This window comes from Fangia hongkongensis FSC776 = DSM 21703 (assembly GCF_000379445.1).
Taxonomy (GTDB): Bacteria; Pseudomonadota; Gammaproteobacteria; order Francisellales; family Francisellaceae; genus Fangia; species Fangia hongkongensis.
In genome coordinates, this window is record NZ_KB902239.1 from 82,190 (window position 1) to 105,488 (window position 23,299).

A 23,299-nucleotide genomic window follows, 5' to 3' on the forward strand; every position below is an offset into this window, starting at 1 on the left:
TAGCAATATCTGATGACTCAAAAGAACAAGAAATTCAATGGCAGAAATAGGGTAAAATGATTTGCGGGTGGTATATACTTAATGATGTTATAGCATCATTAAGGAGATAATATGACCTATCCGCGTAGTTTTTCACATATTGGTATTTCTGTTCCCGATTTAGATAGAGCTGTTGAGTTTTATACTGAAGTAATGGGATGGTATATTATTATGGAGCCAACCACTATTGTTGAAGATGAGAGTGCCATTGGTCTTATGTGTACGGATGTTTTTGGGGCAAAATGGGGTTCTTTTCGCATTGCACATTTATCAACTTCCGATAAAGTTGGCATTGAGATTTTTGAGTTTCCTAATCAAGAAAATCCAAAGGATAACTTTGAATATTGGAAAACGGGCATTTTTCACTTTTGTGTACAAGATCCAGATGTTGAAGGTCTTGCAGATAAAATTGTGGCTTATGGCGGCAAAAGGCGTATGGAGAAACCACGTTACTATTACCCCGGTGAGAAACCTTATCGGATGATTTATATGGAAGATCCATTTGGGAATATTCTTGAAATATACAGTCATAGTTATGAGCTGACCTACTCAAAATCAGCGTATTGACAATGGGCTATTCACTTTCCTCAGGCGTCTCAATGAGCTGATAGCCATTTGTATAGGCAGATTGAATCAGATCAGAGGGTTTTGATAAGCATTCATTGATTTTCTTTCGAAGGCGATAGACAAGCGAGTTAACACTATTATCAAATAGATCAAATTCTTTATTATAGAGCGTTTTCATAAGAAACTCTTTTTGCAAGGGAATGCCGATGTTTTGAATAAGAAGCACTAGTAAATCACGCTCTTTGACACCAAGCTTAACGAAATTCTGTTTATTTTTCTTGTTTGTTAGCGTGCGCGTATATGGGTTAAAGATCAGCTCATTAAAATAATAGTTTTTGCCGGTGGTAATTTCAATATTCGCCTTTGGTTCATTACTATTTTTATCTACATCACTAGCGCTTTGAAAAAGCTCGGTTAATTCCAGTGCTTTTTTAATTTTGGTGATAAGAAGTCTTGTGCTAAAGGGTTTGGTAACATAATAAAGTCCACCCACTTCAAGGGCAAGAATTTGCTCTATCTCATCAGTGAGTGCGCTGATAAATATGACAGGAGTGTTATGTTCCTTGCGAAGCCTTTTACAAAAAGTAATGCCATCTTCCTCTGGCATCATGACATCAAGCAAGATTAAATGAATGGGCTGTGCTTCAATGGCTTTCATTGCCTCAAGGGTATTTTGAGCTTCAACAACCGTAAACCCACGTTCAATAAGAGAGCTTGAGAGGATTTCACGAAAGGAGCGATCATCATCGACAATCAGTATGGTTGCCATATCAATTAAACTCAGCGCTTTTTCTTGAAGTATATACGCCTGTTGGCTAGTTGAATAGTGATTTTGCATAATTAACCTCTGTTATGCTGATCTGTTTACAAATTTTTATTTTATGCTTTAAGGACACTTAAGTTTGTCACTTTGAATTAATGTTTTAATGGGCTTGTTATGGGTTGTCAGCCAGCCATTTGCCCATAAATTTGGGCTGAGTAGAGTTGACTCTTTATTTTTAATTTGACAAGCAGCACCATAGTTATAAGTGTTGGGTGTTATTTTAGGTGCGTTTTTAATGAGGAATATAAAAGTATAAGCAGCAGCTCCAAGGGTGATTAAGCTGATTAGGTAAGTGTATAGTTTACCATCGCGAGCTATATGCTTTTGATTTTCTTGTCTCACGCTTAAAATCACAGATAATAAAATGCCAATAATGACAGCAAAAAGCATCTGACTTGCTGGCATAACAATGATACCGCTGACAAGCCCTTTGACAAGAAGGCCAATAAGTGCAAATAGGCTTGCCATTGCATAGAGGTTATTTTGTAGCGCTTTTCGATATTGAAAGAGCTTAAGGCCAAGTGCGATAAAAAGTGCAACAACACACAAAATGCCTATTATTCCCCATTCAGCAAGTAACATCACCCACATATTATGTGGATGTGCAGCGGTGATGTTATGAGAGAGATAAGCATAATGTGCGTACATGCCAGATCCAGCACCAAAAATGGGGTGTGCTTTCCATATATTGATCGATAGCTCAATAAGTGGTGCCCTATCATTATATCGTAAAAACTCCCCCTGTCTTTCTAATGCAGAGATAATCTCGGCTCCCGTTAAATATTGAATAGCAAGGTAGGCGAAAAAAGCAATAACAAATGCCAGCAGCATATAAATAAAGTAGCGCAAAAAGAGCCTTCTAAAAAAGAGACTGCCAAAGATGAAGATTGCGAAGATAATCACCAAGTTAGCGCGTGAACCTGTAATAATCGTTAAGTAAAATCCTGCACTGATGCCGATTAGTGTAAGGAGCTTTAATAACGGATTTTTGCTGAGCAAAATAAGTGCACCAGATAAAGGCAAAAGCCCTGCTAACAGCTGATCTAAAAAGCGCGGGTTTAAAAACTGTGGGTGAACGATTAGCGCTGAGCGCTTGCTTAGCATCGATTGATTTTGAGTCAAGTCATCTAAGTTGATATAACCATATGCAATATAACTACAAATGATGATAAAAAATACAATGCCAAGCAGCATAAAATAACGGATATTATTTTGATTCTCTAAACAAAGGTAGCAGCAAGCAAGGGCAAATATGCCAAGGAGTATCCATTGGCTTAAGTATAAAAACGAGATGGTTGGGTAGTAGGCATTTAGGCTGCTAATCACCAAGCTTAACAATAAGAGCGCTACGATTAAAGCTATTTTGTAATTATTGCTGAAACAGCTGACAATAAATGCTCGAAGTGGACTGTGCAGTAAGGCAATTATTGCAGTGGCAGATAAAAGCACTAATTGAATCATGCGCCTTTGATCATAGTAAAAGATCTTCTCTAACGAAAAAGGTGCGATAAAAAGGATGACTAATCCAAGTATTAAAAATCCTAAAAGGATATGGTTTGTGGTTTTCATGTTATTCCCCAGTTTGTTTATTGCGGTATAAGCTATCGCATGAGTGCCCTTTGATCAAATAAGCAAAAATAACATCAAGAATGCAAGGTGATTTTTGGTGATTTTTTATCATCCTTTGTCACTAACGGATTTCTATGGGTTGTCTGTATTATGTGCTGTATCGGAAAATTAAAAACGTATCAAAAACGGGCGAATCATGAAGAAGATATTAAGTTTTTTTAGTTTATGTATGTTGATGCTCTCGGCACATGCACAGCTTGATCCAGGACCAATGTTGCTGGAGTGGGATAATGATGATCAGGAGATTACACGTACGATTAAAAATACAGGGGGCACGACTCAATATGTCAAAATTGAGGCTTTTAAAATACTTGATCCATTTGGAGAGAATAAAGAGATAAAGCTTGAGCTTAAAGACATGGTGAGTGATCTTTTGGTTTCACCATTAAAGATGGTTATTCCGCCCAATTATGAAAAGCTCCTTCGCATGAGTTTGCCTAAAGGTAGAGAATCGATTACAGAGGATCAATATTACCGCATCCGTATTATTCCTGTTGAGCCGTCATTAGATAATGGTTTTTTTAATGTACAAGAAGGTAAGGTGAAAAGTGGCGTTACTTTATCTATTGCCTATGGAACCTTGCTAATTGTCACGCCATTACAGAAAAATATTCGCTATAACACAACACATGGCATAAGTGATGGTGTTTTAAAGGTAGAAAATAAAGGCAACAGCTTTGTTAAGCTCAAAATCCAAGGGCCGTGCCGCGATGATGAGGTGAAAGGCTGTGAAAATGGGAAAAAAGTAGAGAATCGCATTGTTTATGCCAAGCAAAGTAAAAGTTTTAGTTTAACCGATTATAACCATAAGGAGACAGAGTATGTGATTACTGAAGGCAATGAAAGAGAAACCTATGAAATTTAATAGATAAATTAACTTAACAACAAACTATGTAAATACTATATTTAGGAGAAATACAATGAAAACAATGACAAAAAAACTAGCAGGCTGTGTTTTCTTAGCAGTATCCATTACTGGTGTAGCAAGTGCGAATGTACAGGACTTGACGATGGCCTTGTCTGCAACTGTTCCAGATACTAGCCTTCCTTACTTCACAGTAACTTCGAATAAAAGTTCACTTCAGTTCAATTATGATGCAGTGTCAGATGATTTTAAGGTCGAATCAGCAACAGTTACGGTAAGTGTAGGTTCTGGTACAATCATCGGGATAACTGCCTCTACTACTTCACCAACCCATATGACAAGTGATAGTACGACGGGCGAACAAATTGAATATGATGTGACATTTGGGGATACAGAACTTACTCATGGAGGTGTAGATGTCTTCGGTGAGCTTGCTAACCCAACAGGTGACTCTACCGTAACACTTTTTGTTGACCCTGAAAAATATGATGAGGATAAGCATTCAGCAGGAACCTTTAGCGGTAGCCTGCATGTTCAATTTGATGGCACCTTAACATAAAATAGTTGCTAGAATAAGTGAGGTACACGCAATGAACCGTCTAAAGACGTTCTGTTTAGTGGCTGTTTTATTAAGCTCAGGCTTCGTTAGTCAGCTTTACTCAAACAATCATATCCCAAAAGAGTTTATTGATTTTGCCTCACAGCAAGGAGTTGATGTTAATGTTCAGGTTTCAGGGGTTCAGCTTGGCTATTATACGGCATATGTGCAAGATACTAAACTTGAGGGAATTGATCTTAATGAGATTTTCTCTTCTGTAAAGTTGAAACCTGCCGCTAAAGCGATTATTTTAGGTGAGTGGCGTGCAGGGATTCCTTTTGAAGATACCATTTACTGTCGCACTGAATATGAAGCTCAAGGCATCTGTAAAGCTGGATCTATTCTAGCAAGAAGTCATTTTTCGAGCAAGAAATCTGAGCTGGATATTGCAATTAATAAGAGCGCTGTATCTTATCAGAATCATCAAGATCAGGGCTATCTTAATTTACATGAAAACACACGTTATGGCAGCATTTTTAACTACAATGTCTACTTTGATGTCTCGAATGATTCGTCAAGCTATAATTTAAATTTAGAGAATATCAGTAGTGTCAATAACACTTCTGTTCACAGTGGTATCATCGCCACAGGTAGTGAAAATAGCTCAAGTGAAACGCTAACGCAGCTTTATGTGCAGCAGGAGTTTCAAGATAAGCTGTTAATTGCAGGTTTTATGGGTAGTTATGAGGCGCCATTTAATGCTGTGACGCAAATGGATTACATGCCATCTGTGGATAGTTTACTCATTGGACTTGCAAGTTCAAATAATATGAAAAAGAATAAAAAGGCAAGCTCTCAGGTGCCAATTTTAATTTATGCACAAAGCAATACCAAAGTAAAAATATACAAAGAAAACAACCTCTTAAGTGTGCAAAGTTTTGCCGCGGGAACGCATGAGGTTGACACCTCCGCTTTTCCTTATGGCATTTATTCAGTAAGAGTTGAGATTTATCAAGGCAATACCTTGATTGAAACCAGAACAAGCACGGTTGTGAAACCAACTTCAGCGGCAGATTTTGGTGATAGAAGCTCACATTACAGGCTATGGGTTGGGATGGCAAAAGAGACAAGTTACAAAGAACAGTTTTTTCCTGATCGCTTTAATAAAGTGTATTTGGGCGCTGCATATGCCTTTATGCCGATTACTAATACAGTGACAAACCTCTCAGCTTATGTGCTTGGTAGCACGGTAACAGGGGAGGTTGGTGTTGATTATCTACTCTCTGAGAGCGTCTCATTTAATGCTGCAGGCGCGGTTGATAACTACCACGGCTATGGTTTTAATATTAATGCACAAATGCAGCCATTTAGTCTATTGTCGATGAATTTGTGGTATCAAAATGAAGATAACCAAAGAAATAATTATCAAAGTGAGCAGACTTTTAGTGCCTTTGCAAAAGATTACAACAGCATCGGCATAAGCTCTAGCATTAATTTAAATGAGATCGGACTTGGCTCTTTATCGGGAAGCTACATGTATAATTTAAAAACAAATAATTTTCAGTCCAACTTGTCACATTATAAAACATGGATTAGTACAAGGGACTATCAAATTTATTCAAATATTAACTATGGCTATAGTAAGTATGTAGGGGGGCAATATAAAGACTTCTCAATTATGCTCAACTTCAGTTACTTCTTTGATAATGGCTCGAACCTTCATAGTTCTCTTGGTCATCAAAGTAATAACAATGTTAATAGTGGCACGCTTGGCTACTCACCAAACTTTGACAGTAATTACATTGATGATGTGTCGCTTGAAATAGATTATGGTGATGTCAGTGAATCGCAAGGTATTTCGGTGGCTTTAGGTTCTGATAGCGTGAGTGGATTTATTGATGCCGCTCACCAGTCAACCAATGGGCAATCAACTTCCTCAATTTATGGCTCTCTCTCAGGCAGCTTTGCTTTGGTTGACTTTGTCCCTTCTTTTAGTGCAGATCAGTATAATCAGGCGGGCGTTATGATTGACATGGATATGCCAGAGGATGCAAGTGTTGATGCTGAGCTTGATGGCAGGCGCTATAGCTTAAGTGCAGGGCAAAATCTCATTATGTTGCCTGCATATCAAGAATACACGCTTCAGCTTTTAGAGGATAGAAATGACAAATCAAATCTTCAATACTCTGAAAAAGAGAAAAGCTTTAGCCTTATGCCTGGAAATATTGTTCAGATTGATGAGTCAGCCATTGCGACAATACATGTATTAGGTCGTGCATTAGTCGATGGCAAGCCTAAGAAAAATGTGATGGTTAAAAACCATATCAATCAGACAGTAACCGATGAAGATGGTTATTTTATGGTGTATATCGATAAGCGTAACCCAACTTTGCAAATTAACGGTAGTTGTAAATATGAATTCCAGGATCCTAGGATTTTGCAATCAGGGCAGTGGATAGGAGTGATTGAGTGTTGATTTTGAATAAATTGCCGTATGTACTTTTATTGTCCGTAATTCAATATGCAGAAGCAAGTTCGATTACTATCACAGAAGATGATAAAGGGTATGGGAGCAGAAACTATGCCTCAGTTGTTTGTTCTGGTGCTCAAGATCCATGTAATAATTATCCATATGCTTTGTTGGCGGAGAAAGGTTATATTGTTACAGACGCAGATGGTGCGAATGCCACAATAAAAGTAAATAAACGGGACAGTACTCCTAGTGGGGTAGGGACGGTGTATAATCGAATAAAATTCAAGTTATATAATATGTCTTTCCCGGGGCATGAGGTTGAGGCGTTTCTTAGAGCCTCTAGAACAGTACATGGCAATACCTCTGGTCATGATTATTCTAAAACATACATAAATAATATACATTTGTTTTCATCTAATACCGACCCTCATAGAGCTAGAGACTTTAGTTTTATATTGGAGAAAATAGAGGCTCCTGCTGGAAGTTATCGAGCAAAATTACCGTTCTTAATAAAAGATACAGAGAATAATCAAATATTAGATCTAATGGTGATAACAATTGCACTTGATATTCCATTTGAAATCATTTTTCAAGCAGCTCCCAATATCAAGTTAGTTATGCAAGACGCTAGTGATCCTATGGGGTCAGAGTATACGGCACAAACGTATATTAACTATAAAGCTAACTCGCCTGTGCCCCTGGACTATAAAGTGACTTTGCAGTGTGACTCCCCTTCAGATAATGATGGTGGTAACTGCCAGTTAGAAAACACAGATACTGCCGACCGTTGGGCTTATGAGGTTTATATCAATAATGAAAAGATCACCACAAATGTAGCAAACACAACAGCATTGCAACAGCTTCCAAATAACTATAATATTCCGCTAAATATTGTGGCTAAAAATCCGCCTGACTCTGGGCAGCATGAAGGGCAAATGACATTAAATTTTAATGCCATGTGGTAGGTATCCACTGGTTGATGGGAGGTCTAAGATGAGAAAAGTGCAAAAGTATACTCTTATGGCCATCACTTTACTAAAGGGCTTTTTGTTTTCAGCTTTAGTATATGCTGAAACGGAGATAGTTAACATAACAGCCTTTGACACAGAAAAGCAGAGTCAAGACTGGCAGTACATAATAGAAGCTGAGACAGGATACATTGGGGGGAGGACATTCGTTAATAGCACTTTCAAATAATGTATTGTCTAGTACAATGCAAAATAGATATGATGATGCTTGGGATTACCATAAAAAATGGGGCAATGGAGCAATAGGGAGAGCTACGATACGTTTGGAGGATAGGCAAAGAGGGAGTACAGAAGAGTTTGAAGTGCAGTTTATGAAGACGCTATTTGCTCAGAATACAACAAAGTATACAAAACCTAATAATGGTGATAAGTTTCATAGTGCAGAGTAGGGAGATGAAACTCGGTATTATTTTAGAGTGCTAAGCTCTGAAAACCAAGATAAAGTAGCGGGGCTATATCTTGGCAATATATCAATGCCAGTAATTGCTAATGGAGGAAACACCCAAACTGCGGGTTACATTCTCGTCAATTTTAAATTGGCTGTGCCATTAATAATGAGTTTTTCAGCGCAGAATATGCATTGCAGTTGAATGAATCTAATGAGCATTATCGTGCCAGTACAAGGGTTGACTTTTTATCTAATTCACCGGTGCCTTTGGAGATTACAGCACAATTACAATGTGGGTATTTGGTTAATAACAGGTGTGCATTAACCCATGACAGTAATTTGGATTATTGGCAATACTTGGTTGATATTATTGGTCAAGCTATTTTCCCTGATGATAAGCTAAAAATAACTTTAAACCCGCAGGATAGTTTTAACCTTGGCGTGAATGCAAAAATGCCTTATGGAAAAGAGTCAGGGAGTTATTCTGGCCAGTTTACTGTTGTGTTTGATGCTGATTGGGATTAAATTTGGATTTTATTAGTAAGTCATTTATTGAGGTTAATGCTAAGCAGCTGTAAAATTATGGTATCAATGATCCATGCGTTGGAGTGTGAGTGATATCGGTCACATATTTTTCATTTGCACTTGATGCGCTAAATCTCTGCTGACACAAGTTGGCATTGCTGACAAAAGGCAAAGACAAAAGCATTATTGCCATACTGCATTAAATGTAAGGGTGAACTGTCCATGATATTCACCTGCATGGGGGGCGTTATCTGTTGTTATTTGTAAGGGGATGTTAAATTGGTTTGGTATAGCCTTTAGCGTTACTGGGGTATTACTTACAGCTAATTCTTCATTATTCACAAACACATGGTAAGTCCACCGGGTTTGACTGATTCGTTCTTCTAGCTGACAGTTATTATTTTGTTCATCTACATTAGGGCACTGTAGAGTCACTTCATAGTCAATGGCTATGGGCGCATTGGATGTGTGTTGAATGTAGGTTTTAGCAGCATAAGGTTCAGTGAGTGGTTTTGATGGGTTAGTCGGCTTTAGCTGTAAGTCTGATGAGGCAACTGTGAAACTATACTCAAGCGGGACAGTAAAATCAAAATTTAAGCTTAATGTGTCTATGTGAGAGCCATCAATAGTTTTATGGGTAGAAAAATGAAATGAGCCAGAGTAGCTGCCGGCAAATTTCTCTATACCAGTGATTTCTGTGGGAGCAAGTAAAAACTTTGGCGAATTAGGAGTAGCATTCCAGCCGTTTGTATTATTTGCGTAGGTTGTTCCATACCCCCAGCAATCACCACATTGTCTGCTTGCGGACATTTGCAGATATATAGGTAATCTAGCATTGGTGTCTTCATCTATAAGCTCAAGCTTCATCCTCCTAAAGACACTGCCGACATTATTGTAGTCCTCGTGATGTGTATCTGCAGAGCTTGATGCTATAGCGCTAGTCATGGTGTCATCATTAAGGACTTGACCTGTGCTGGCGTTAGTATACATGGCATATACGGAGCCTGATGAAATGTTACTGCTATAAGAGACCCCATATGCAGCATTCGGGTCATAGTAACGAGTAAAGGTTACTGACTTTGCATAAGCATTTCCAAGAAGCGTAATGCAAACCATGAGTGGCATTAGTTTTTTAATCATTTGTGTAAACATGGATAGACTCTTGAATATGTTTGTTTATTATTTAAAGTTGATTGTACCAGTGAGTAATAAGTGATCAAAATAGATAAAAATGAAGGAAGATAAGTAAAAATAACAAATAATAACAATGGCGTTTTTATTTCAGTGATTTCAAAATCACGAAAACATACTGTACCATTAACAGTTGTCAGCACTTTGATTGCAGTTGTATGTCTGTGTTGAATCCCTCTAATGGATGAGTGCTGGCAATGGTAGCTGTTAGCATGTCAAAACATGCTGGTAGAGCTTGATTCATTATATTGAAGGAACATAATGGAGTTAATTTATTTTACTAAATGTTGAAATATAACAAGGAGGAGGTTTGTGAGAACATTACTGCAAGGGTTTGGTGTTGGACTGTTGGGTGCGATCGTCATGACCCCGCATTTTGCAAATGCACTTGAAGGAGAGGATAGTTATATTCCGGGCTATAATTTGCAATCAAAAGTGGGAAACATGCTATTAGCCTCAGAGATAGAGCAAAACTACAGCGTTATTGACTATGATTATCAGGGGGTTTTAACTGCAAGCAATCAACTCTTGGAAAGCTACTTTACAAAACACCATCGAGATCTTGCTACAAGCATTCAGTTCTTTGAGCAGTTAAATGCGCCGTATATCTATAGTGGCGCTATTGGTGAGGGACGCTGTCAATCAGCACATTGCACTAAAATACAGCAAGATTTGCCTTATCGTTTAGATGGACTTGATTGTGTGACGTTGGTGCAAGATTTGTTAGCATTGAACCAGTCAGGTAATATCGCTGAATTTAAACAAAACTTGCGTCAGATCAGCTATGGTGCTTATGATCAAAGTGATACTATGAGCTTTTTGAATCGCAATAATTTCACTAGCAGTGATTTTAATCGTGTGAATCAAGCATCAAGAGTGTTAAAAGATGTAACGAGCTTCGGCCCCTTTTCAAATTATGTGGCTCATTTGCCACAAAAAGTTATCGATCACAAAAGCTGGTTTGAGATTAAGGTGGAGCCTCAGAATCTAAAAAGTAATATCAGAGTGTTACCGCAAAATGAAAAAAGTGCGCCAAGCATTATCGCAAAATTTACAAATGGTTATGCTGATGGCTTTGATCCTATCACCATCAATAATTTCCCCTTTATCCCCAAAGAGGCGTTAGTAAAGAAAACAGCAGACGGTTATCAGGCAAATGAGGTTCTTATCAACAAATTGATTACCCCATCGGTTGTTGAGTTTGTGCGAGAGGATAGTAAATGGATGATTGGTGATAAGCCAATTAATGAGATTATTGGCTCGAATATCCTTATCTCACATATGGGTGTGTTGTATAAAAAGCGCTTTAAAAAAGGTGAGATTATCTATCAAGCAATCAACTGTGATTATAATCAATTAGGTGAAAAAATATGTACAGTCAAACCGGTTAAATGTAACAAGGGTAGTTGTGAAAAAGTGATGCTGCTGGCGGCAAGTAATGCTTACCCAAATGATTACATCTATTCAAAAAAAGTAGGTGAAGAGCGCTATGCTTGCACTGATAACACTAAGGTACCAAGCGGTTTTATTCCTGTTAAAAATAAGCTATCTGGTAAGCCTACTACATGTAATAGGACATTCTCTATGCCACTTGAGGATTATCTTGCTTCAAAGCAATATGGGAAATATCCATATATGGAAAGCGCCTCTTTAGTTGGCATTCATGTGGAGAAGATTGTATAAATTTCTTTCACACATGAGAAAAATCATTTTCTGTCAAGACATTGATAATTTCGCATTAAGTGTTATCATATAAGATAACTTTCCAAGTTAAAGACAAGATGTAATGAATTGGACTGTCGAGTTTTATAAAGGTGTTGAAAGTGACATTTTAAACCTTCCAAATAAGCTACAAGCAAAAATGTTGAGGTTATTTGATTTAGTTGAAATACACGGAACCAATTTGAGAGAACCTCATACCAAGGCTTTGCAAGATGGTCTTTTTGAGTTAAGGGCAAAAGCTTTAGAAGGCATTGCTAGAGGGATCTTTTGCTATGCTAATGGTAGGAAAATAGTTGTTTTAAATGTATTCATTAAGAAAACACAAAAAACACCACAAAAAGAAATTGATTTAGCATTAAAACGTATGAAGGATATTGAGCATGAATCTTAAACAATTGAAAGCTAAGGCTTTTGAAAACAAATCAGTTAAACAAGAGTATGATCATCTTGAGAGTGAGTTTGAATTAATTAATAAGCTGATAAATATCAGGAAAAAATCAGGCCTGACTCAAGAGCAAATAGCAGTAAAAATGGGAACAACTAAAAGCAATGTGTGTAGAATGGAGAAGCTGGGGACGCATCCAAAAGTGAGCACGGTAGATAAATACGCCAAGGCCTGTGGCTTTAAGCTGGATTTCCAATTTAAAACTTTGTAGTGATGTTATGAGTAACAGTTATCGCAAAACACCTATTATTGGACACACTATGTGTGAAAGTGAAAAGCAAGATAAAAAGCTTTGGCACAAAAAGTGGCGTGCAAAAGAAAAAATCAATATTAATATGGCATGCAAAGTTGATGTTGATTCATACTTGTCAATACAGGCTAACCAAGTTAGTAGTGTTTGGCTAATGGGGAAAGATGGCAAGCAATATTTGAGTTAATCAAATCGTATACACAAATATATGTCTAAGTAAACTGATTGAAAATATGTTAGATCTTTAAATACTGCTATGAAAAATTATGGGAAACCTTTATGGCGGAATGGACGGGATTCGAACCCGCGACCCCCTGCGTGACAGGCAGGTATTCTAACCAGCTGAACTACCACTCCGCTTTATGGTGCCGACACCAGGACTTGAACCCGGAACCTGCCGATTACAAGTCGGCTGCTCTACCAGTTGAGCCATGTCGGCGACAGAAATGAATTCTATAGATTTCGAGATATAAGTCAACTCTTAAGACCTAAAAAAATGAAAAAATGTGCACTATTTTTTGCTGCCAAGCTGACTTGATCTTTTATTGATCTGGATGGAGCTCGTGGCAATAGGGGAAGTTGTAAATATAGTGACTCATAAGCTTTCTATTTTGAGTTGTTTTTGTTATCTTGCTTTAGGGGAGCGACAATTCAATCTACTTGACTCTATGGGGTTTCAATTTAACCAAAAATTAAGAGGGCAATAGAATGAAAAAATTATTACCGAGGATAATTCTAGTAACAACAATATGTAGTGGCGTTGTTTTTGCCTCTAGTTCAAATGTGGAGAAATTTGTTATTACCACAACTAATAATTATGAAATAATGTCTTTTACGTTAGATAATCCTAATTATGGAGACATTTATAAAGATTGGATGTATCTTGGATTTAATCCGGTCATTAAAATTTGTGCAGTATATAAAGATCATGGGCTTCTTGAGGATGATATGTACACGTTTTCATTTGACTTAGGAGACTTTAATCGCGACAGTAAAATGTGGGATTCAGGTATATTAACAATCACTCAAGAGAAACCATGCGTAGAAGGTACCTATAAAATACAAAATCATGGGACAAATGATCGCTTTCGGTTGAACTCAGTGGAAAGATGGTCCGCAAAAGAGATTTATCGCTTTAATGCATTATCAAATACCAACGCTGTGAGACAAGGAGAGCCGAATGGGAGACAGGGAGAGCGAAATGCGAGGCCGAGTAGTAGCGAGTAGTTTTGTCTTGAATATGTCAAGCGCCGTGATGTTAGCGCCAAAGTGTAGGTCATACCCGAAGGCGTACATAGAGTCAAAAGCATATAGTGGAGAAGAATACAAAAGTTAAGTCGCTGTATTCTGTAGTAGATGAAGTGAGTCAGAGCTTTTATTTCTTGAGATCTGGAAGGCCTCTTTGCTTATTTCATCGTTTTAGGCGACGTTAACTCCAAATTGTAACCATCTATTAATGTGTAAGGGTTGAATCGCTCATTTCTCAACATGGCTGATCAAATATTGATCTTTTTTAAGATTTATAGTACTATGCATAAAATTTTTTTAGTATGTTGAATCAAACTAATTAGATTGAGTACGGTGCTTTGCCATATTGGTATGAGGCACCTGATAATAAAATAAGGTATACTACGCTGAGGGGCGGATTGAAAAGATGCAAATGTTGACAATGCGATATAGATTATTTAGCACAGTTTTGTGTGTGGTGCTGTCTATTCAAATGATTTTTGCTTCGTTTTCTACTGTCAATGCAGATGATAAAGACGCTTCACCACTTATTATGACCCCTGTTTTATTCTCTGTCCAAAAAGATGACTATCTATCAAATACTGCGCTGATGTTAGCACCAACTAATAAAAATAATGAGAGCCTGATCAGCAGAACATTACAAAAGCCCTCAAGTGCACCAGAGACAGGATTTGGCGTGAGTGTTGGTAAAGCGGCTAATTATGAACCACAGGTCATTAACACTTCCTATAACCATATGAATAAAAGTCAGACGGAAGTTGATTTGTATAGTGCGCCAGTTTATTTCTCTGGCGTTTATAAGAATGATGCTGGAGTTTTTTATGGTGCGCATGTGGTGGCAAATATTGTGAAATCAAATCTCTCAAAGTCAGGTATGTTGCAAAAAACAGGTGATCCGAATATTACGATTGCGCCACGTTTAGGTTTGGTGTTTGGTTATCAGCCATCGAAAAACTACAAATGGGTCACATCATTAGATTATTTAGCATATAAAGGCTCTCCTGTGATACAGCAGTATGGTGTTGAAGATCAGGATGCTTTAGGTGTCAATGTTACCTATTCATGGCTGTTTTAGTTCTAATCTAAAGAGAGACTATACCACTCTCGAATCATTTTACGGTGTTTAATGTTGAAGAAGTTTTTGATAGTTTTGAGTCATTGGATTGCAGGTAATAGCTGGGACTATTAGCAATATCTAATGACTCAAAAGAACAAGAAATTCAATGGCAGAAATAGGGTAAAATGGTTTGCGGGTGGTATAAAAAGCAAGGGTAATTTTTAATGCAGATTAAACTAAAGCAGGATATACTTAACTATTAGTATCAAAAAGCATTTATATGACTTTGGAAAATAAACTTACCAAGATATATCAGCTGCAAAAACAAGCCTTTGAGATAGCGCCTTACCCGACACTCAGAGAAAGGAAAAGTGCATTATTCGCTCTGCGCGTGCAGATACTGAAACATAAAGATGATATTATTCAGGCAATTAGCCAAGATTTTGGTTATCGCTCAGCCAATGAGACGATGTTGGCTGAGATTTTCCAAGTGATCAAAACCATTGATTATGTTCTTAAAAATGCAAAAAAGTGGCTTAAAAAGGAAAAAAGAAAACGAAGCTTTATTTTTTGGCCAGCTAAAAACTATGTCTTTTATCAACCACTTGGTGTGATTGGTATTATGGTGCCATGGAATTATCCTTTTTTACTGGCGATTTCACCTATGATCTATGCCTTAATTGCTGGGAACCGTGTGATGATTAAAAGCTCAGAGTATACTCCCTGCACCTCTAAGCTTATCACAAAGATCACTCAAAGCATTTACCCATTATCAAAGGTGGCTGTTTTAAATGGCGATGCTCAATTTGCACGTGATTTTTCTGCGCTTCCTTTTAATCATTTATTGTTTACTGGGTCAACTGAAGTAGGCAAAAAGGTGATGCGTGAGGCAGCCAATAATCTCACGCCTGTTACTTTGGAGTTAGGCGGAAAATCCCCCCTTGTAATTGATCAGGGCTACCCAATTTCAAAATTAGCAAAAACGATTGTATTTAATAAGTGTTTAAATGCAGGGCAAACCTGTATAGCGCCAGATTATCTCATGGTACATGAATCACAATTAGAAGAGCTGGTTAATAAGCTGATAAGTGCCTTTCAATTAATGTATCAAGAGGGTGAAAAAACGGTGACAAGCTTGCTGTCTCCGCGCTATTTTAATGATTTGTGTGAAGAGCTTTTACTTCTGAAAAAGAAAAATATACAGGTGTATTCAGGCGAGAGCTTTAGTCGCGCTTCAGAGGTAAAAAGGCTGCCATTGACCTTGGTCGTTAACCCTCCTGAAGATTCGATGTTCATGCAAAGGGAAATCTTTGCGCCTATTTTGCCGATTATTAGCTATCAAAATCAGGCAGATGTGTTAGCAAAGATCAAATCATACCCCGCACCATTGGCATTATATCTTTACAGTAATAATTATGAAGTGCAACAATACTTCTTAATGAATGCACAAAGTGGTGGAATGTGTATTAATGATGTGATGGTGCATATTGCGCAAAATGATTTGCCATTTGGTGGCATCGGGAGCTCAGGGATGGGGCGCTATCATGCTAAAGAAGGATTTAAATGTTTTTCAAATGCAAAAAGTGTCTGTCAGCGAGGGAGGGTTAATCCAGCTAAAATGCTTTATCCTCCTTATGGGAAACTCTATCGGCTTTTCAGCGCTTTATTTATCCGTTGAGCAGGTTTTTGCAAATTAATATGCAATCGGTTAAGATATTCTCGTTTTAAACCAAGTTAAAATATGTACTTGTTGAGTCAATAAATAGTGAGAATAGATGAGATTATGGCAAAGTTGGAAATATTAAAATACCCACATCCATTTTTAAAAAAAGTGGCAGATCCTGTGGCAAAAGAGAAAATTGATGATGCATTAAGACAGACAATCGAAGATATGTTTGAGACAATGTATGATGATCATGGTGGTGGTTTGGCAGCAACGCAAGTTGGGCTTAATATGCGTCTTTTTATTATGGATGGCTCGGAAGAAAAAGATCAGCGCATCATTGCAATTAACCCTGAGATTATTGAGAAAAAAGGGGAGATTATTGAAGAGGAAGGCTGCCTATCTTTCCCGGGTGTTTCAGCCAAGGTGAAACGTGCCAAGTGGGTGAAAATGCGCGCTTTAGATGAGTTTGGTAATGAGTATGAGCTTGAGTCTGATGGCTATCTTGGTCGCTGTATTCAGCATGAGTTGGATCATTTAAATGGCATTACTTATTTTGACCATTTATCACCGCTTAAGCGTGGGATGATCGAGAAGAAATACAAAAAGTTAATGAAAGAGAACGAATAATCTAGCTGAAATCAAAACCTACCTATTAAGTAATAATCCCACCACCTAAACATATTTCATCCTGATAAAAGACAACAGATTGCCCAGGTGTGATTGCGCGTTGTGGCGTATCAAACTCAACCTGTGCATTACCTTCATCATCTATTTGTACAAAGCAAGCTTGATCTGCTTGGCGATAGCGCGTTTTTGCATTGCAATGAAATGCCTGATTTGGCGCTTTGCCACTAATCCAGTTGAGGTTAATGGCATAGAGTGATTGCTTTAAAAGTAGAGGGTGATCATGTCCTTGAACTGCAATAAGCACATTGTTTTGAAGATCTTTCTCTGCCGCAAACCAAGGAATTTCAGGGCGATTTTTAACGCCACCTATGCCTAAGCCTTGACGCTGGCCAATAGTGTAGTACATAAGCCCATCATGCATGCCAATTTTAATGCCATTTTCATCGTGAATTTCACCTCTTTTTGCCGGTAAATATTGTGATAGAAAGGATTTGAACTTGCGCTCACCAATAAAACAAATGCCTGTGCTGTCTTTTTTACTGTGTGTGCTAAGGTTATGTGCTTTTGCAATTTCCCTAACAGTGGGTTTGGCTAGTTCACCTAGAGGAAAAAGGGCAAAACGAAGCTGATCTTGTGTGAGGGCATGCAAAAAGTAGGATTGATCTTTGTTATGATCTTTGCCTTTGAGTAATTGACACTCTCCACTATCCAAAGTGCGCTTTCTAGCATAATGCCCTGTGGCAATATACTCACCACCAAGCCATTTGGCATAGTCTAAAAATGCTTTGAATTTGATTTCTTTATTGCAAAGAATATCTGGGTTAGGCGTGCGCCCAGCCTTATATTCCTCCAAGAAATATTCAAATACATAGTCCCAATACTCAGCGGCAAAGTTAATCTTTTGAAAAGGGATGCCAATTTGTTCACAAATGTGGCTTGCATCTTTTATATCTTCTTCACTCGAGCAATATTCATCACTATCATCTTCTTCCCAGTTTTTCATAAACACGCCAGTGACGTCAAAACCTTGTTGTTGTAATAGTAATGCAGATACTGAAGAGTCAACGCCGCCAGAGACGCCGACAATGATTTTTGTACTCATATTATTTAGGGTTATATTCATTTACTGATGAGTATTGTGGCGAGATTTAGTGGAATTTGCAAATTGTTTGTTTTACGTTCATACGCAAAGTTGCAAAATAAAAAAGCAGCCAAAAGGCTGCTTAGAAATGGGTGAGCAGCCCGCGCTACATGTTTGCGCTTAGTCATTTAAGGGGGGGAGGGTGGTAAAACGCAAACACCACGGACTGTTCGAGGGAAACGCTTAAATGCGTTGGTCTTAAGCTACAGGTAGTCTACAACTTTAGCTTGTAGCTTGCAAAATTCACGATATTCAACCACCATTTTTTTCCATGTGCTATTTTTTGCTTTTTTCATAATCATCTCCTTTTGGTTGGATGAGATTGTTTCGACACTTGTAATTGTATAATTCTTTAACAGAAAAAGCTGTTTCAAGTGTGTATCAGTATGTAACAATTCTGATACATAGAAAATTAACCTTGCAAAACCATTACCTAGAGCAGCTTTGCAAGGAAGGACGTAAGCATGCAGATTTCCCAATCAGGAGTGTAGAGGTTATATAAGGATCACTGCGACACATACGCTAAGAAGGAGGCTTAGAAGAGAGACTCGGTAAATAACCGCATTTTGATTATCAGTTATTACCCTTGCCTGAGCACGTTGTTTTTGTTGTAAGTTTTGCATAATGCCTCCATATTCATTCATTCTCAAGGAGAGTGTTTTGTAAGATTAGTTGTGAGAAAGAAATTGCGGTATAGATAAATGATATTTCAGCTATCGCAAAAATCGGATAAAAATGCATACTTTGAGAAAGCACGATGGCATATCTCCATGATCTATTAAGAAAAGCGATCGTCCTTATGCAAAAGGTGTATATTTCTAGTACTATAATTCACAGAGCTTAAGTGTGTTTCTGTAGAAGATAGATTGAATTTCATTTGCAGGCTTTTTGAGAATATCTGCAAGAAGTTGGCAGGTTGGGATAATAGACAGGGGTGTATTTAGTTTTGTGTCCCAATTCGGTGGCGCCATATCAGGGCTGTCTGTTTCAAGCACAAGTGAGTCTAGATCTAAGGTGTGAATGATCTTTCTAAGTGTTGAGCTTGGATGGTATAAAATACTTCCGATACCCAGTTTAAATCCAAGGTCAGTATAAGTGTTAGCGATGGTTTCATTGGCATTAAATGCATGAATGATGCCACCGTGTTTAAAGTTCTCTTTTTTTATTATGCCAATAATATCATGGTGTGATTTCACGGCATGAATGATAACAGGTTTCTTCAGCTTATTGGCAATTTTAATTTGCGCCTCAAAGAACAATAACTGACTTTCATAGTTATCTTTATAGCGTTTATCAAGACCTATTTCACCAACAAATTTGATGTTGTTTGCAGTTACCCACTTTGAGAGTTCAGGTAGGTGATCCAAAGTATGCTCACTACAAAATACAGGATGTAGTCCAAGGGCTGGGATAATAAAAGGAAAAGCTTGTGATAATTCAATTACCTTATGCCAATTAGCAAAGCTGACAGCAGGGTTAATAAAATGGGTGATATTCGCCGCTAAAGCCGTTTGAATAAGTGCCTTTCTTGAGGGGGTGAATACATCAAAATCTAAGTGGCAATGGCTGTCGATATACATAGGTTTTTCATTAACTCAAGTTAGATGTTACTTTTTCTCTTTTTTTACTTTTTGATAATCGGTAGAATAATCACTCAATAAGAGTGTACAAAGAAAAATAAAATGTCACAAACTGAAAATTTACTATTCGAACTAGGAACAGAAGAGCTTCCCCCAAAAGCACTAAAAACACTTGCTGAGAGCTTGATCAATTCAGTGAAAAAAGCGCTTGATGAGAATGAGGTTTCTTACGGTGATGGGAAGATGATTGCTGCGCCAAGGCGAATTGGTTTTATTTTAAACAACGTGGCAGTAGAGCAAAAAGATAAGCTAATTGACAGAGAAGGTCCATTTATAGACAAAGCATATGATGCTGATGGAAATCCCACAAAAGCAGCAATTGGGTTTGCAAATGCATGTGGGGTGGATTTTGAGAAATTGCAAGTTATTGAGCATAAAAAAGGCAAGCGTCTTTTTTACCAAATTGATCAAAAAGGGCAAAAAACACGTGAGTTATTACCTGAGATTATTCTAGCTGCGCTTAAAAAATTGCCTGTGCCTAAAATGATGCGTTGGGGGAGTCATGACTTTCAGTTTGTGCGCCCAGTCCACTGGATCATGTGTTTATTTGGCGATAAGGTGCTTGATATTGAAGCATATGGCCGTAAAAGTAATAATTTTAGTTATGGGCATCGCTTTCATAGTCCAGAGAAGGTTGAGATTTCCTCAGCCGATCAATACTTTGATGTGTTAAAAACAAAAGGACATGTGTTAGCTGATTGGGATGAGCGAAAGGAAAAAATGCTTGAGCAAATTAAGGCAATTTCAACTGACAAAAGATTAAATGTAGTTTTAGATGCGTCGCTTGTTGATGAGGTCAATGCTATTATAGAGTGGCCAATGGCACTTTGCTGTCAATTTGATGCGCGTTTTTTACGCGTACCACAAGAGGCATTAATCTCCGCGATGCAAGAGCATCAAAAGTGCTTTGCAATGACAGATGAAAAGGGCAAATTAACCCATCAATTTATTACAGTCAGTAATATCAACAGTAAGCATCCGCAAACAGTAATAAGTGGTAATAATAAAGTGATGGCAGCAAGGTTATCTGATGCCGCTTTCTTTTATGACAATGATATAAAAAACCCACTTGAGTACTATGTTGAGAAATTAAAATCTGTGACGTTTCAAAAAGCCCTTGGCAGTATGTATGAGCGATCTGTCAGAATTGCTGAAAATGCAAAGGCCCTCTCAGCATATACGCTTGTCGATGAAAATATGGCGTATGAGGCAGGCTTTTTATCTAAAGCAGATTTGATGAGTGATATGGTCTTTGAATTTACTGATTTACAGGGTGTTATTGGGAAGTATTATGCAAGATCACATGGTAAAGATGATCTTATCTGTGAGAGTATTGAACAGCAATATTGGCCAAAGTTTGCAGGAGATGCTTTGCCTGAGAGCCCGCTTGCTAAGACAGTTGCTTTGGCGGAGAAGTTAGATACGTTGGTTGGGATATTTGGGATTGGTCAAAAGCCTACAGGTGATAAGGACCCTTTTGCATTAAGGCGTGCAGCAATTGGCGTGTTAAGAATTTTGAAAGAGGGTAAAATCCATCTTCCATTAAAGAATCTATTTGATATCGGATCTCATGCCTATAAAGACAGTGCGCTAAATGCGCCTGTTATCTCACCCTTGACACAGTTTTTAATGGATCGCTTGAAGTATATCTATAAAGATGAAGGCGTGAGTTCAGAGGTTTTTGAATCTGTGGCCAGTGTTGATTATGCTGATATTGCCGATTTTGATCAGCGAATAAGCGCTGTGGAGGTGTTTGCAAAATCTAAACCTGCCGCTGCACTGATTCAAAGCAATAAGCGTGTTGCGAACATCTTGGCCAAAGCGGACAACCTTGAAGCGTTATCAATTGATAAGCGCTTATTGAAGCAAGATGAAGAGCTTGAGCTGTATCAGAGTATGCTTGAGGTTGAAAGAAAGCTTGAAATCTCACTGAAAGCACAAGATTATGTGAAAGCGCTTGATAGCTTAAGTACGCTTGATCAGCCGGTGAGCGATTTTTTTGATGCGGTGATGGTGTTCTCTGAGGATGACACATTGAAAAACAATCGTCTGGCGCTGTTGTACAAGCTTGAGCAGCTTTTTTCACAAGTGGCAAATATCTCTAAATTGTCTTAATGAAGATGGTATTAATCCTCTGTTAATAGTGGAACTTAAAACGACTTAAACTGATTGGAGAGCGTAAAATGATTAAATCTAGAGCAGCCGTTGCATGGGGTGCTGGCAAGCCTCTTAGCATTGAAACAGTGGATGTTGCGCCACCAAAAGAAGGTGAAGTTTTGGTAAGAATGGTTGCAACAGGCGTTTGCCATACTGATGCATTTACGTTATCTGGTGAAGATCCAGAAGGGATATTCCCTGCAATATTAGGCCATGAAGGTGCTGGTGTTGTTGAAGCTATTGGCAGTGGCGTGAGATCAGTATCTGTTGGTGATCATGTCATTCCACTTTACACGCCAGAGTGTAAAAAGTGTAAATTTTGTCTTTCAGGCAAAACAAACCTGTGCCAAGCCATTCGTCAAACACAAGGTAAAGGGCTTATGCCAGATGGCACAAGTCGCTTTTCAATAGAAGGAAAACCTATTTATCATTACATGGGGACGTCAACTTTTTCAGAGTATAGCGTGCTGCCAGAAATTGCATTGACTAAAATCAATAAGGCTGCACCTTTGGATAAAGTGTGTCTTTTAGGTTGTGGCATTACCACTGGAATTGGTGCGGTTTTAAACACGGCCAAAGTTGAACCAGATTCAAGTGTCGCAGTATTTGGCCTTGGAGGCATTGGGCTTTCGGTGATACAGGGGGCTGTAATGGCAAAGGCCAAAGAGATTATCGCCATTGATATTAATGAAGATAAGTTTGAAATGGCAAAAGCATTAGGTGCGACTCGATGCATTAACCCCAGGGACTATGATGATGCCATTCAGGATGTTATTGTCGATCTAACAGATGGTGGGGTGGACTACTCTTTTGAATGTATTGGTAATACCTCAACAATGCGATCAGCATTAGAATGTTGTCATAAAGGTTGGGGTGAATCGGTGATTATTGGCGTTGCAGGTGCGGGACAAGAAATATCTACCAGACCTTTTCAGTTAGTGACTGGACGCGTATGGAGAGGAAGTGCATTTGGTGGTGTCAAGGGAAGAAGTGAGCTTCCAGAGTATGTTGAGCAATACTTAAAGGGTAAAATTAAAATTGATGAGATGGTCACCAATACGCTTCCACTTGAGAAGATCAACGAGGCGTTTGATTTGATGCATCAAGGAAAAGCCATTCGCTCTGTGATTGTCTATAAGAGCTAAGGTTAATTAAGATTTTCTTGATTTTTTACTTTCGTTTAATGTCTAAAGTTTGTTTGCCATCTTTGACTTGTAAAGTGACTATGTAATTCTTGTTCTGATTCATGTAGGTACTCAATACGGGCGTTTTAACCTTTC

At 38.1% G+C, this 23,299-nt stretch carries 23 protein-coding genes and 2 tRNA genes; 17 read left to right on the forward strand and 8 right to left on the reverse strand.

Annotated features, from left to right (window positions below; translation table 11 throughout):
• Positions 1-111: 111 nt before the first annotated feature.
• Complete coding sequence (locus A37Q_RS0100395; RefSeq protein WP_018298281.1) at positions 112-606, forward strand: lactoylglutathione lyase family protein; 495 nt, start codon at positions 112-114, stop codon at positions 604-606.
• A 7-nt stretch (positions 607-613) separates the two neighbouring features.
• Here the strand turns inward: A37Q_RS0100395 and A37Q_RS0100400 are convergent, their stop codons facing one another.
• Both A37Q_RS0100400 and A37Q_RS0100405 read right to left on the reverse strand, forming a co-directional pair.
• On the reverse strand, positions 614-1,444 hold the full coding sequence (locus A37Q_RS0100400; protein ID WP_018298282.1) for a response regulator transcription factor: 831 nt from the start codon (positions 1,442-1,444) through the stop codon (positions 614-616).
• Between the two features lie 48 nt (positions 1,445-1,492).
• On the reverse strand, positions 1,493-2,998 hold the full coding sequence (locus A37Q_RS0100405; protein ID WP_018298283.1) for an O-antigen ligase family protein: 1,506 nt from the start codon (positions 2,996-2,998) through the stop codon (positions 1,493-1,495).
• Positions 2,999-3,194: 196 nt separating this feature from the next.
• Here A37Q_RS0100405 and A37Q_RS0100410 point away from each other — a divergent pair, with 196 nt between their 5' ends.
• The 6 genes from A37Q_RS0100410 to A37Q_RS0100445 all read left to right on the forward strand — a co-directional run bounded on the left by A37Q_RS0100410 (position 3,195) and on the right by A37Q_RS0100445 (position 8,875).
• Positions 3,195-3,923 carry a fimbrial biogenesis chaperone gene (locus A37Q_RS0100410; protein ID WP_026196422.1) on the forward strand — a complete coding sequence of 243 codons (729 nt, stop codon included), beginning with the start codon at positions 3,195-3,197 and terminating at the stop codon, positions 3,921-3,923.
• A gap of 55 nt (positions 3,924-3,978) precedes the next feature.
• Entirely contained in the window at positions 3,979-4,482 is a 504-nt protein-coding gene (locus A37Q_RS0100415; RefSeq protein WP_018298285.1) for a hypothetical protein, read from the forward strand.
• 31 nt (positions 4,483-4,513) lie between these two features.
• Entirely contained in the window at positions 4,514-6,937 is a 2,424-nt protein-coding gene (locus tag A37Q_RS0100420) for a TcfC E-set like domain-containing protein (protein ID WP_083906936.1), read from the forward strand.
• Positions 6,931-7,899, forward strand: coding sequence for a hypothetical protein (locus tag A37Q_RS0100425; protein WP_018298287.1), 969 nt, complete (start codon positions 6,931-6,933; stop codon positions 7,897-7,899). The genes A37Q_RS0100420 and A37Q_RS0100425 overlap by 7 nt, the downstream gene beginning before the upstream one ends.
• Before the next feature lie 248 nt (positions 7,900-8,147).
• Entirely contained in the window at positions 8,148-8,351 is a 204-nt protein-coding gene (locus tag A37Q_RS0100435) for a hypothetical protein (RefSeq protein WP_018298289.1), read from the forward strand.
• A 191-nt stretch (positions 8,352-8,542) separates the two neighbouring features.
• Positions 8,543-8,875 carry a hypothetical protein gene (locus A37Q_RS0100445; RefSeq protein WP_154648589.1) on the forward strand — a complete coding sequence of 111 codons (333 nt, stop codon included), beginning with the start codon at positions 8,543-8,545 and terminating at the stop codon, positions 8,873-8,875.
• A 183-nt stretch (positions 8,876-9,058) separates the two neighbouring features.
• Here the strand turns inward: A37Q_RS0100445 and A37Q_RS0100450 are convergent, their stop codons facing one another.
• A complete protein-coding gene (locus A37Q_RS0100450; protein ID WP_018298292.1) occupies positions 9,059-10,027 on the reverse strand; it encodes a hypothetical protein in 969 nt (322 codons plus the stop codon).
• 351 nt (positions 10,028-10,378) lie between these two features.
• Between A37Q_RS0100450 and A37Q_RS0100455 the strand changes: the two genes are divergently transcribed.
• From A37Q_RS0100455 to A37Q_RS14240, 4 genes are all read left to right on the forward strand, one after another.
• Positions 10,379-11,749 (forward strand): N-acetylmuramoyl-L-alanine amidase-like domain-containing protein, encoded by a 1,371-nt coding sequence (locus tag A37Q_RS0100455; protein WP_018298293.1) that lies wholly within the window; start codon positions 10,379-10,381, stop codon positions 11,747-11,749.
• A gap of 103 nt (positions 11,750-11,852) precedes the next feature.
• On the forward strand, positions 11,853-12,179 hold the full coding sequence (locus A37Q_RS0100460; RefSeq protein ID WP_018298294.1) for a type II toxin-antitoxin system RelE/ParE family toxin: 327 nt from the start codon (positions 11,853-11,855) through the stop codon (positions 12,177-12,179).
• On the forward strand, positions 12,169-12,444 hold the full coding sequence (locus A37Q_RS0100465; protein WP_018298295.1) for a helix-turn-helix domain-containing protein: 276 nt from the start codon (positions 12,169-12,171) through the stop codon (positions 12,442-12,444). The genes A37Q_RS0100460 and A37Q_RS0100465 overlap by 11 nt, the downstream gene beginning before the upstream one ends.
• A 7-nt stretch (positions 12,445-12,451) precedes the next feature.
• The gene (locus A37Q_RS14240) at positions 12,452-12,670 is read left to right on the forward strand and encodes a hypothetical protein (protein WP_018298296.1); all 219 of its coding nucleotides are present in this window, start codon (positions 12,452-12,454) and stop codon (positions 12,668-12,670) included.
• A gap of 93 nt (positions 12,671-12,763) precedes the next feature.
• On the opposite strand, the gene A37Q_RS0100475 is transcribed toward A37Q_RS14240, so the two are convergent.
• Positions 12,764-12,840: transfer RNA gene (locus tag A37Q_RS0100475), tRNA-Asp, on the reverse strand.
• A 6-nt stretch (positions 12,841-12,846) separates the two neighbouring features.
• A tRNA-Thr gene (locus A37Q_RS0100480) sits at positions 12,847-12,922 on the reverse strand.
• A gap of 386 nt (positions 12,923-13,308) precedes the next feature.
• Between A37Q_RS0100480 and A37Q_RS0100485 the strand changes: the two genes are divergently transcribed.
• The 4 genes from A37Q_RS0100485 (at position 13,309) to def (ending at position 17,081) form a co-directional block, all read left to right on the forward strand.
• Complete coding sequence (locus tag A37Q_RS0100485) at positions 13,309-13,710, forward strand: hypothetical protein (RefSeq protein WP_154648590.1); 402 nt, start codon at positions 13,309-13,311, stop codon at positions 13,708-13,710.
• A gap of 427 nt (positions 13,711-14,137) precedes the next feature.
• A complete protein-coding gene (locus A37Q_RS0100490) occupies positions 14,138-14,806 on the forward strand; it encodes a hypothetical protein (protein WP_018298298.1) in 669 nt (222 codons plus the stop codon).
• Positions 14,807-15,068: 262 nt separating this feature from the next.
• Positions 15,069-16,466, forward strand: coding sequence for an aldehyde dehydrogenase family protein (locus tag A37Q_RS0100495; RefSeq protein WP_018298299.1), 1,398 nt, complete (start codon positions 15,069-15,071; stop codon positions 16,464-16,466).
• A 105-nt stretch (positions 16,467-16,571) separates the two neighbouring features.
• On the forward strand, positions 16,572-17,081 hold the full coding sequence (def, locus tag A37Q_RS0100500; protein WP_018298300.1) for a peptide deformylase: 510 nt from the start codon (positions 16,572-16,574) through the stop codon (positions 17,079-17,081).
• Between the two features lie 25 nt (positions 17,082-17,106).
• On the opposite strand, the gene mnmA is transcribed toward def, so the two are convergent.
• From mnmA to A37Q_RS0100520, 3 genes are all read right to left on the reverse strand, one after another.
• Positions 17,107-18,183 carry a tRNA 2-thiouridine(34) synthase MnmA gene (gene mnmA / locus A37Q_RS0100505; protein ID WP_018298301.1) on the reverse strand — a complete coding sequence of 359 codons (1,077 nt, stop codon included), beginning with the start codon at positions 18,181-18,183 and terminating at the stop codon, positions 17,107-17,109.
• 533 nt (positions 18,184-18,716) lie between these two features.
• Positions 18,717-18,845 (reverse strand): hypothetical protein, encoded by a 129-nt coding sequence (locus A37Q_RS16500; protein ID WP_267910352.1) that lies wholly within the window; start codon positions 18,843-18,845, stop codon positions 18,717-18,719.
• Between the two features lie 201 nt (positions 18,846-19,046).
• Positions 19,047-19,802, reverse strand: a complete 756-nt coding sequence (locus tag A37Q_RS0100520; RefSeq protein ID WP_018298303.1) for a TatD family hydrolase — start codon at positions 19,800-19,802, stop codon at positions 19,047-19,049.
• Positions 19,803-19,904: 102 nt separating this feature from the next.
• Between A37Q_RS0100520 and glyS the strand changes: the two genes are divergently transcribed.
• Positions 19,905-21,977 (forward strand): glycine--tRNA ligase subunit beta, encoded by a 2,073-nt coding sequence (gene glyS / locus A37Q_RS0100525; protein WP_018298304.1) that lies wholly within the window; start codon positions 19,905-19,907, stop codon positions 21,975-21,977.
• A 68-nt stretch (positions 21,978-22,045) separates the two neighbouring features.
• Complete coding sequence (locus A37Q_RS0100530) at positions 22,046-23,164, forward strand: S-(hydroxymethyl)glutathione dehydrogenase/class III alcohol dehydrogenase (protein WP_018298305.1); 1,119 nt, start codon at positions 22,046-22,048, stop codon at positions 23,162-23,164.
• The last annotated feature ends 135 nt before the right edge of the window (positions 23,165-23,299 follow it).

What these genes read in the sequence shown, in the direction of transcription:
- A37Q_RS0100530 (WP_018298305.1), top strand. Translation starts at nt 22,046, where the DNA reads ATGATTAAATCTAGAGCAGCCGTTGCATGGGGTGCTGGCAAGCCTCTT.
- A37Q_RS0100490 (WP_018298298.1), top strand. Translation starts at nt 14,138, where the DNA reads ATGCAAATGTTGACAATGCGATATAGATTATTTAGCACAGTTTTGTGT.
- A37Q_RS16500 (WP_267910352.1), bottom strand. Translation starts at nt 18,845, where the DNA reads ATGCAAAACTTACAACAAAAACAACGTGCTCAGGCAAGGGTAATAACT.
- A37Q_RS0100465 (WP_018298295.1), top strand. Translation starts at nt 12,169, where the DNA reads ATGAATCTTAAACAATTGAAAGCTAAGGCTTTTGAAAACAAATCAGTT.
- A37Q_RS0100400 (WP_018298282.1), bottom strand. Translation starts at nt 1,444, where the DNA reads ATGCAAAATCACTATTCAACTAGCCAACAGGCGTATATACTTCAAGAA.
- A37Q_RS14240 (WP_018298296.1), top strand. Translation starts at nt 12,452, where the DNA reads ATGAGTAACAGTTATCGCAAAACACCTATTATTGGACACACTATGTGT.
- A37Q_RS0100450 (WP_018298292.1), bottom strand. Translation starts at nt 10,027, where the DNA reads ATGTTTACACAAATGATTAAAAAACTAATGCCACTCATGGTTTGCATT.
- A37Q_RS0100485 (WP_154648590.1), top strand. Translation starts at nt 13,309, where the DNA reads ATGTCTTTTACGTTAGATAATCCTAATTATGGAGACATTTATAAAGAT.
- A37Q_RS0100520 (WP_018298303.1), bottom strand. Translation starts at nt 19,802, where the DNA reads ATGTATATCGACAGCCATTGCCACTTAGATTTTGATGTATTCACCCCC.
- A37Q_RS0100415 (WP_018298285.1), top strand. Translation starts at nt 3,979, where the DNA reads ATGAAAACAATGACAAAAAAACTAGCAGGCTGTGTTTTCTTAGCAGTA.
- A37Q_RS0100420 (WP_083906936.1), top strand. Translation starts at nt 4,514, where the DNA reads ATGAACCGTCTAAAGACGTTCTGTTTAGTGGCTGTTTTATTAAGCTCA.
- A37Q_RS0100410 (WP_026196422.1), top strand. Translation starts at nt 3,195, where the DNA reads ATGAAGAAGATATTAAGTTTTTTTAGTTTATGTATGTTGATGCTCTCG.
- A37Q_RS0100395 (WP_018298281.1), top strand. Translation starts at nt 112, where the DNA reads ATGACCTATCCGCGTAGTTTTTCACATATTGGTATTTCTGTTCCCGAT.
- glyS (WP_018298304.1), top strand. Translation starts at nt 19,905, where the DNA reads ATGTCACAAACTGAAAATTTACTATTCGAACTAGGAACAGAAGAGCTT.
- A37Q_RS0100435 (WP_018298289.1), top strand. Translation starts at nt 8,148, where the DNA reads ATGCAAAATAGATATGATGATGCTTGGGATTACCATAAAAAATGGGGC.
- def (WP_018298300.1), top strand. Translation starts at nt 16,572, where the DNA reads ATGGCAAAGTTGGAAATATTAAAATACCCACATCCATTTTTAAAAAAA.
- A37Q_RS0100405 (WP_018298283.1), bottom strand. Translation starts at nt 2,998, where the DNA reads ATGAAAACCACAAACCATATCCTTTTAGGATTTTTAATACTTGGATTA.
- mnmA (WP_018298301.1), bottom strand. Translation starts at nt 18,183, where the DNA reads ATGAGTACAAAAATCATTGTCGGCGTCTCTGGCGGCGTTGACTCTTCA.
- A37Q_RS0100460 (WP_018298294.1), top strand. Translation starts at nt 11,853, where the DNA reads ATGAATTGGACTGTCGAGTTTTATAAAGGTGTTGAAAGTGACATTTTA.
- A37Q_RS0100495 (WP_018298299.1), top strand. Translation starts at nt 15,069, where the DNA reads ATGACTTTGGAAAATAAACTTACCAAGATATATCAGCTGCAAAAACAA.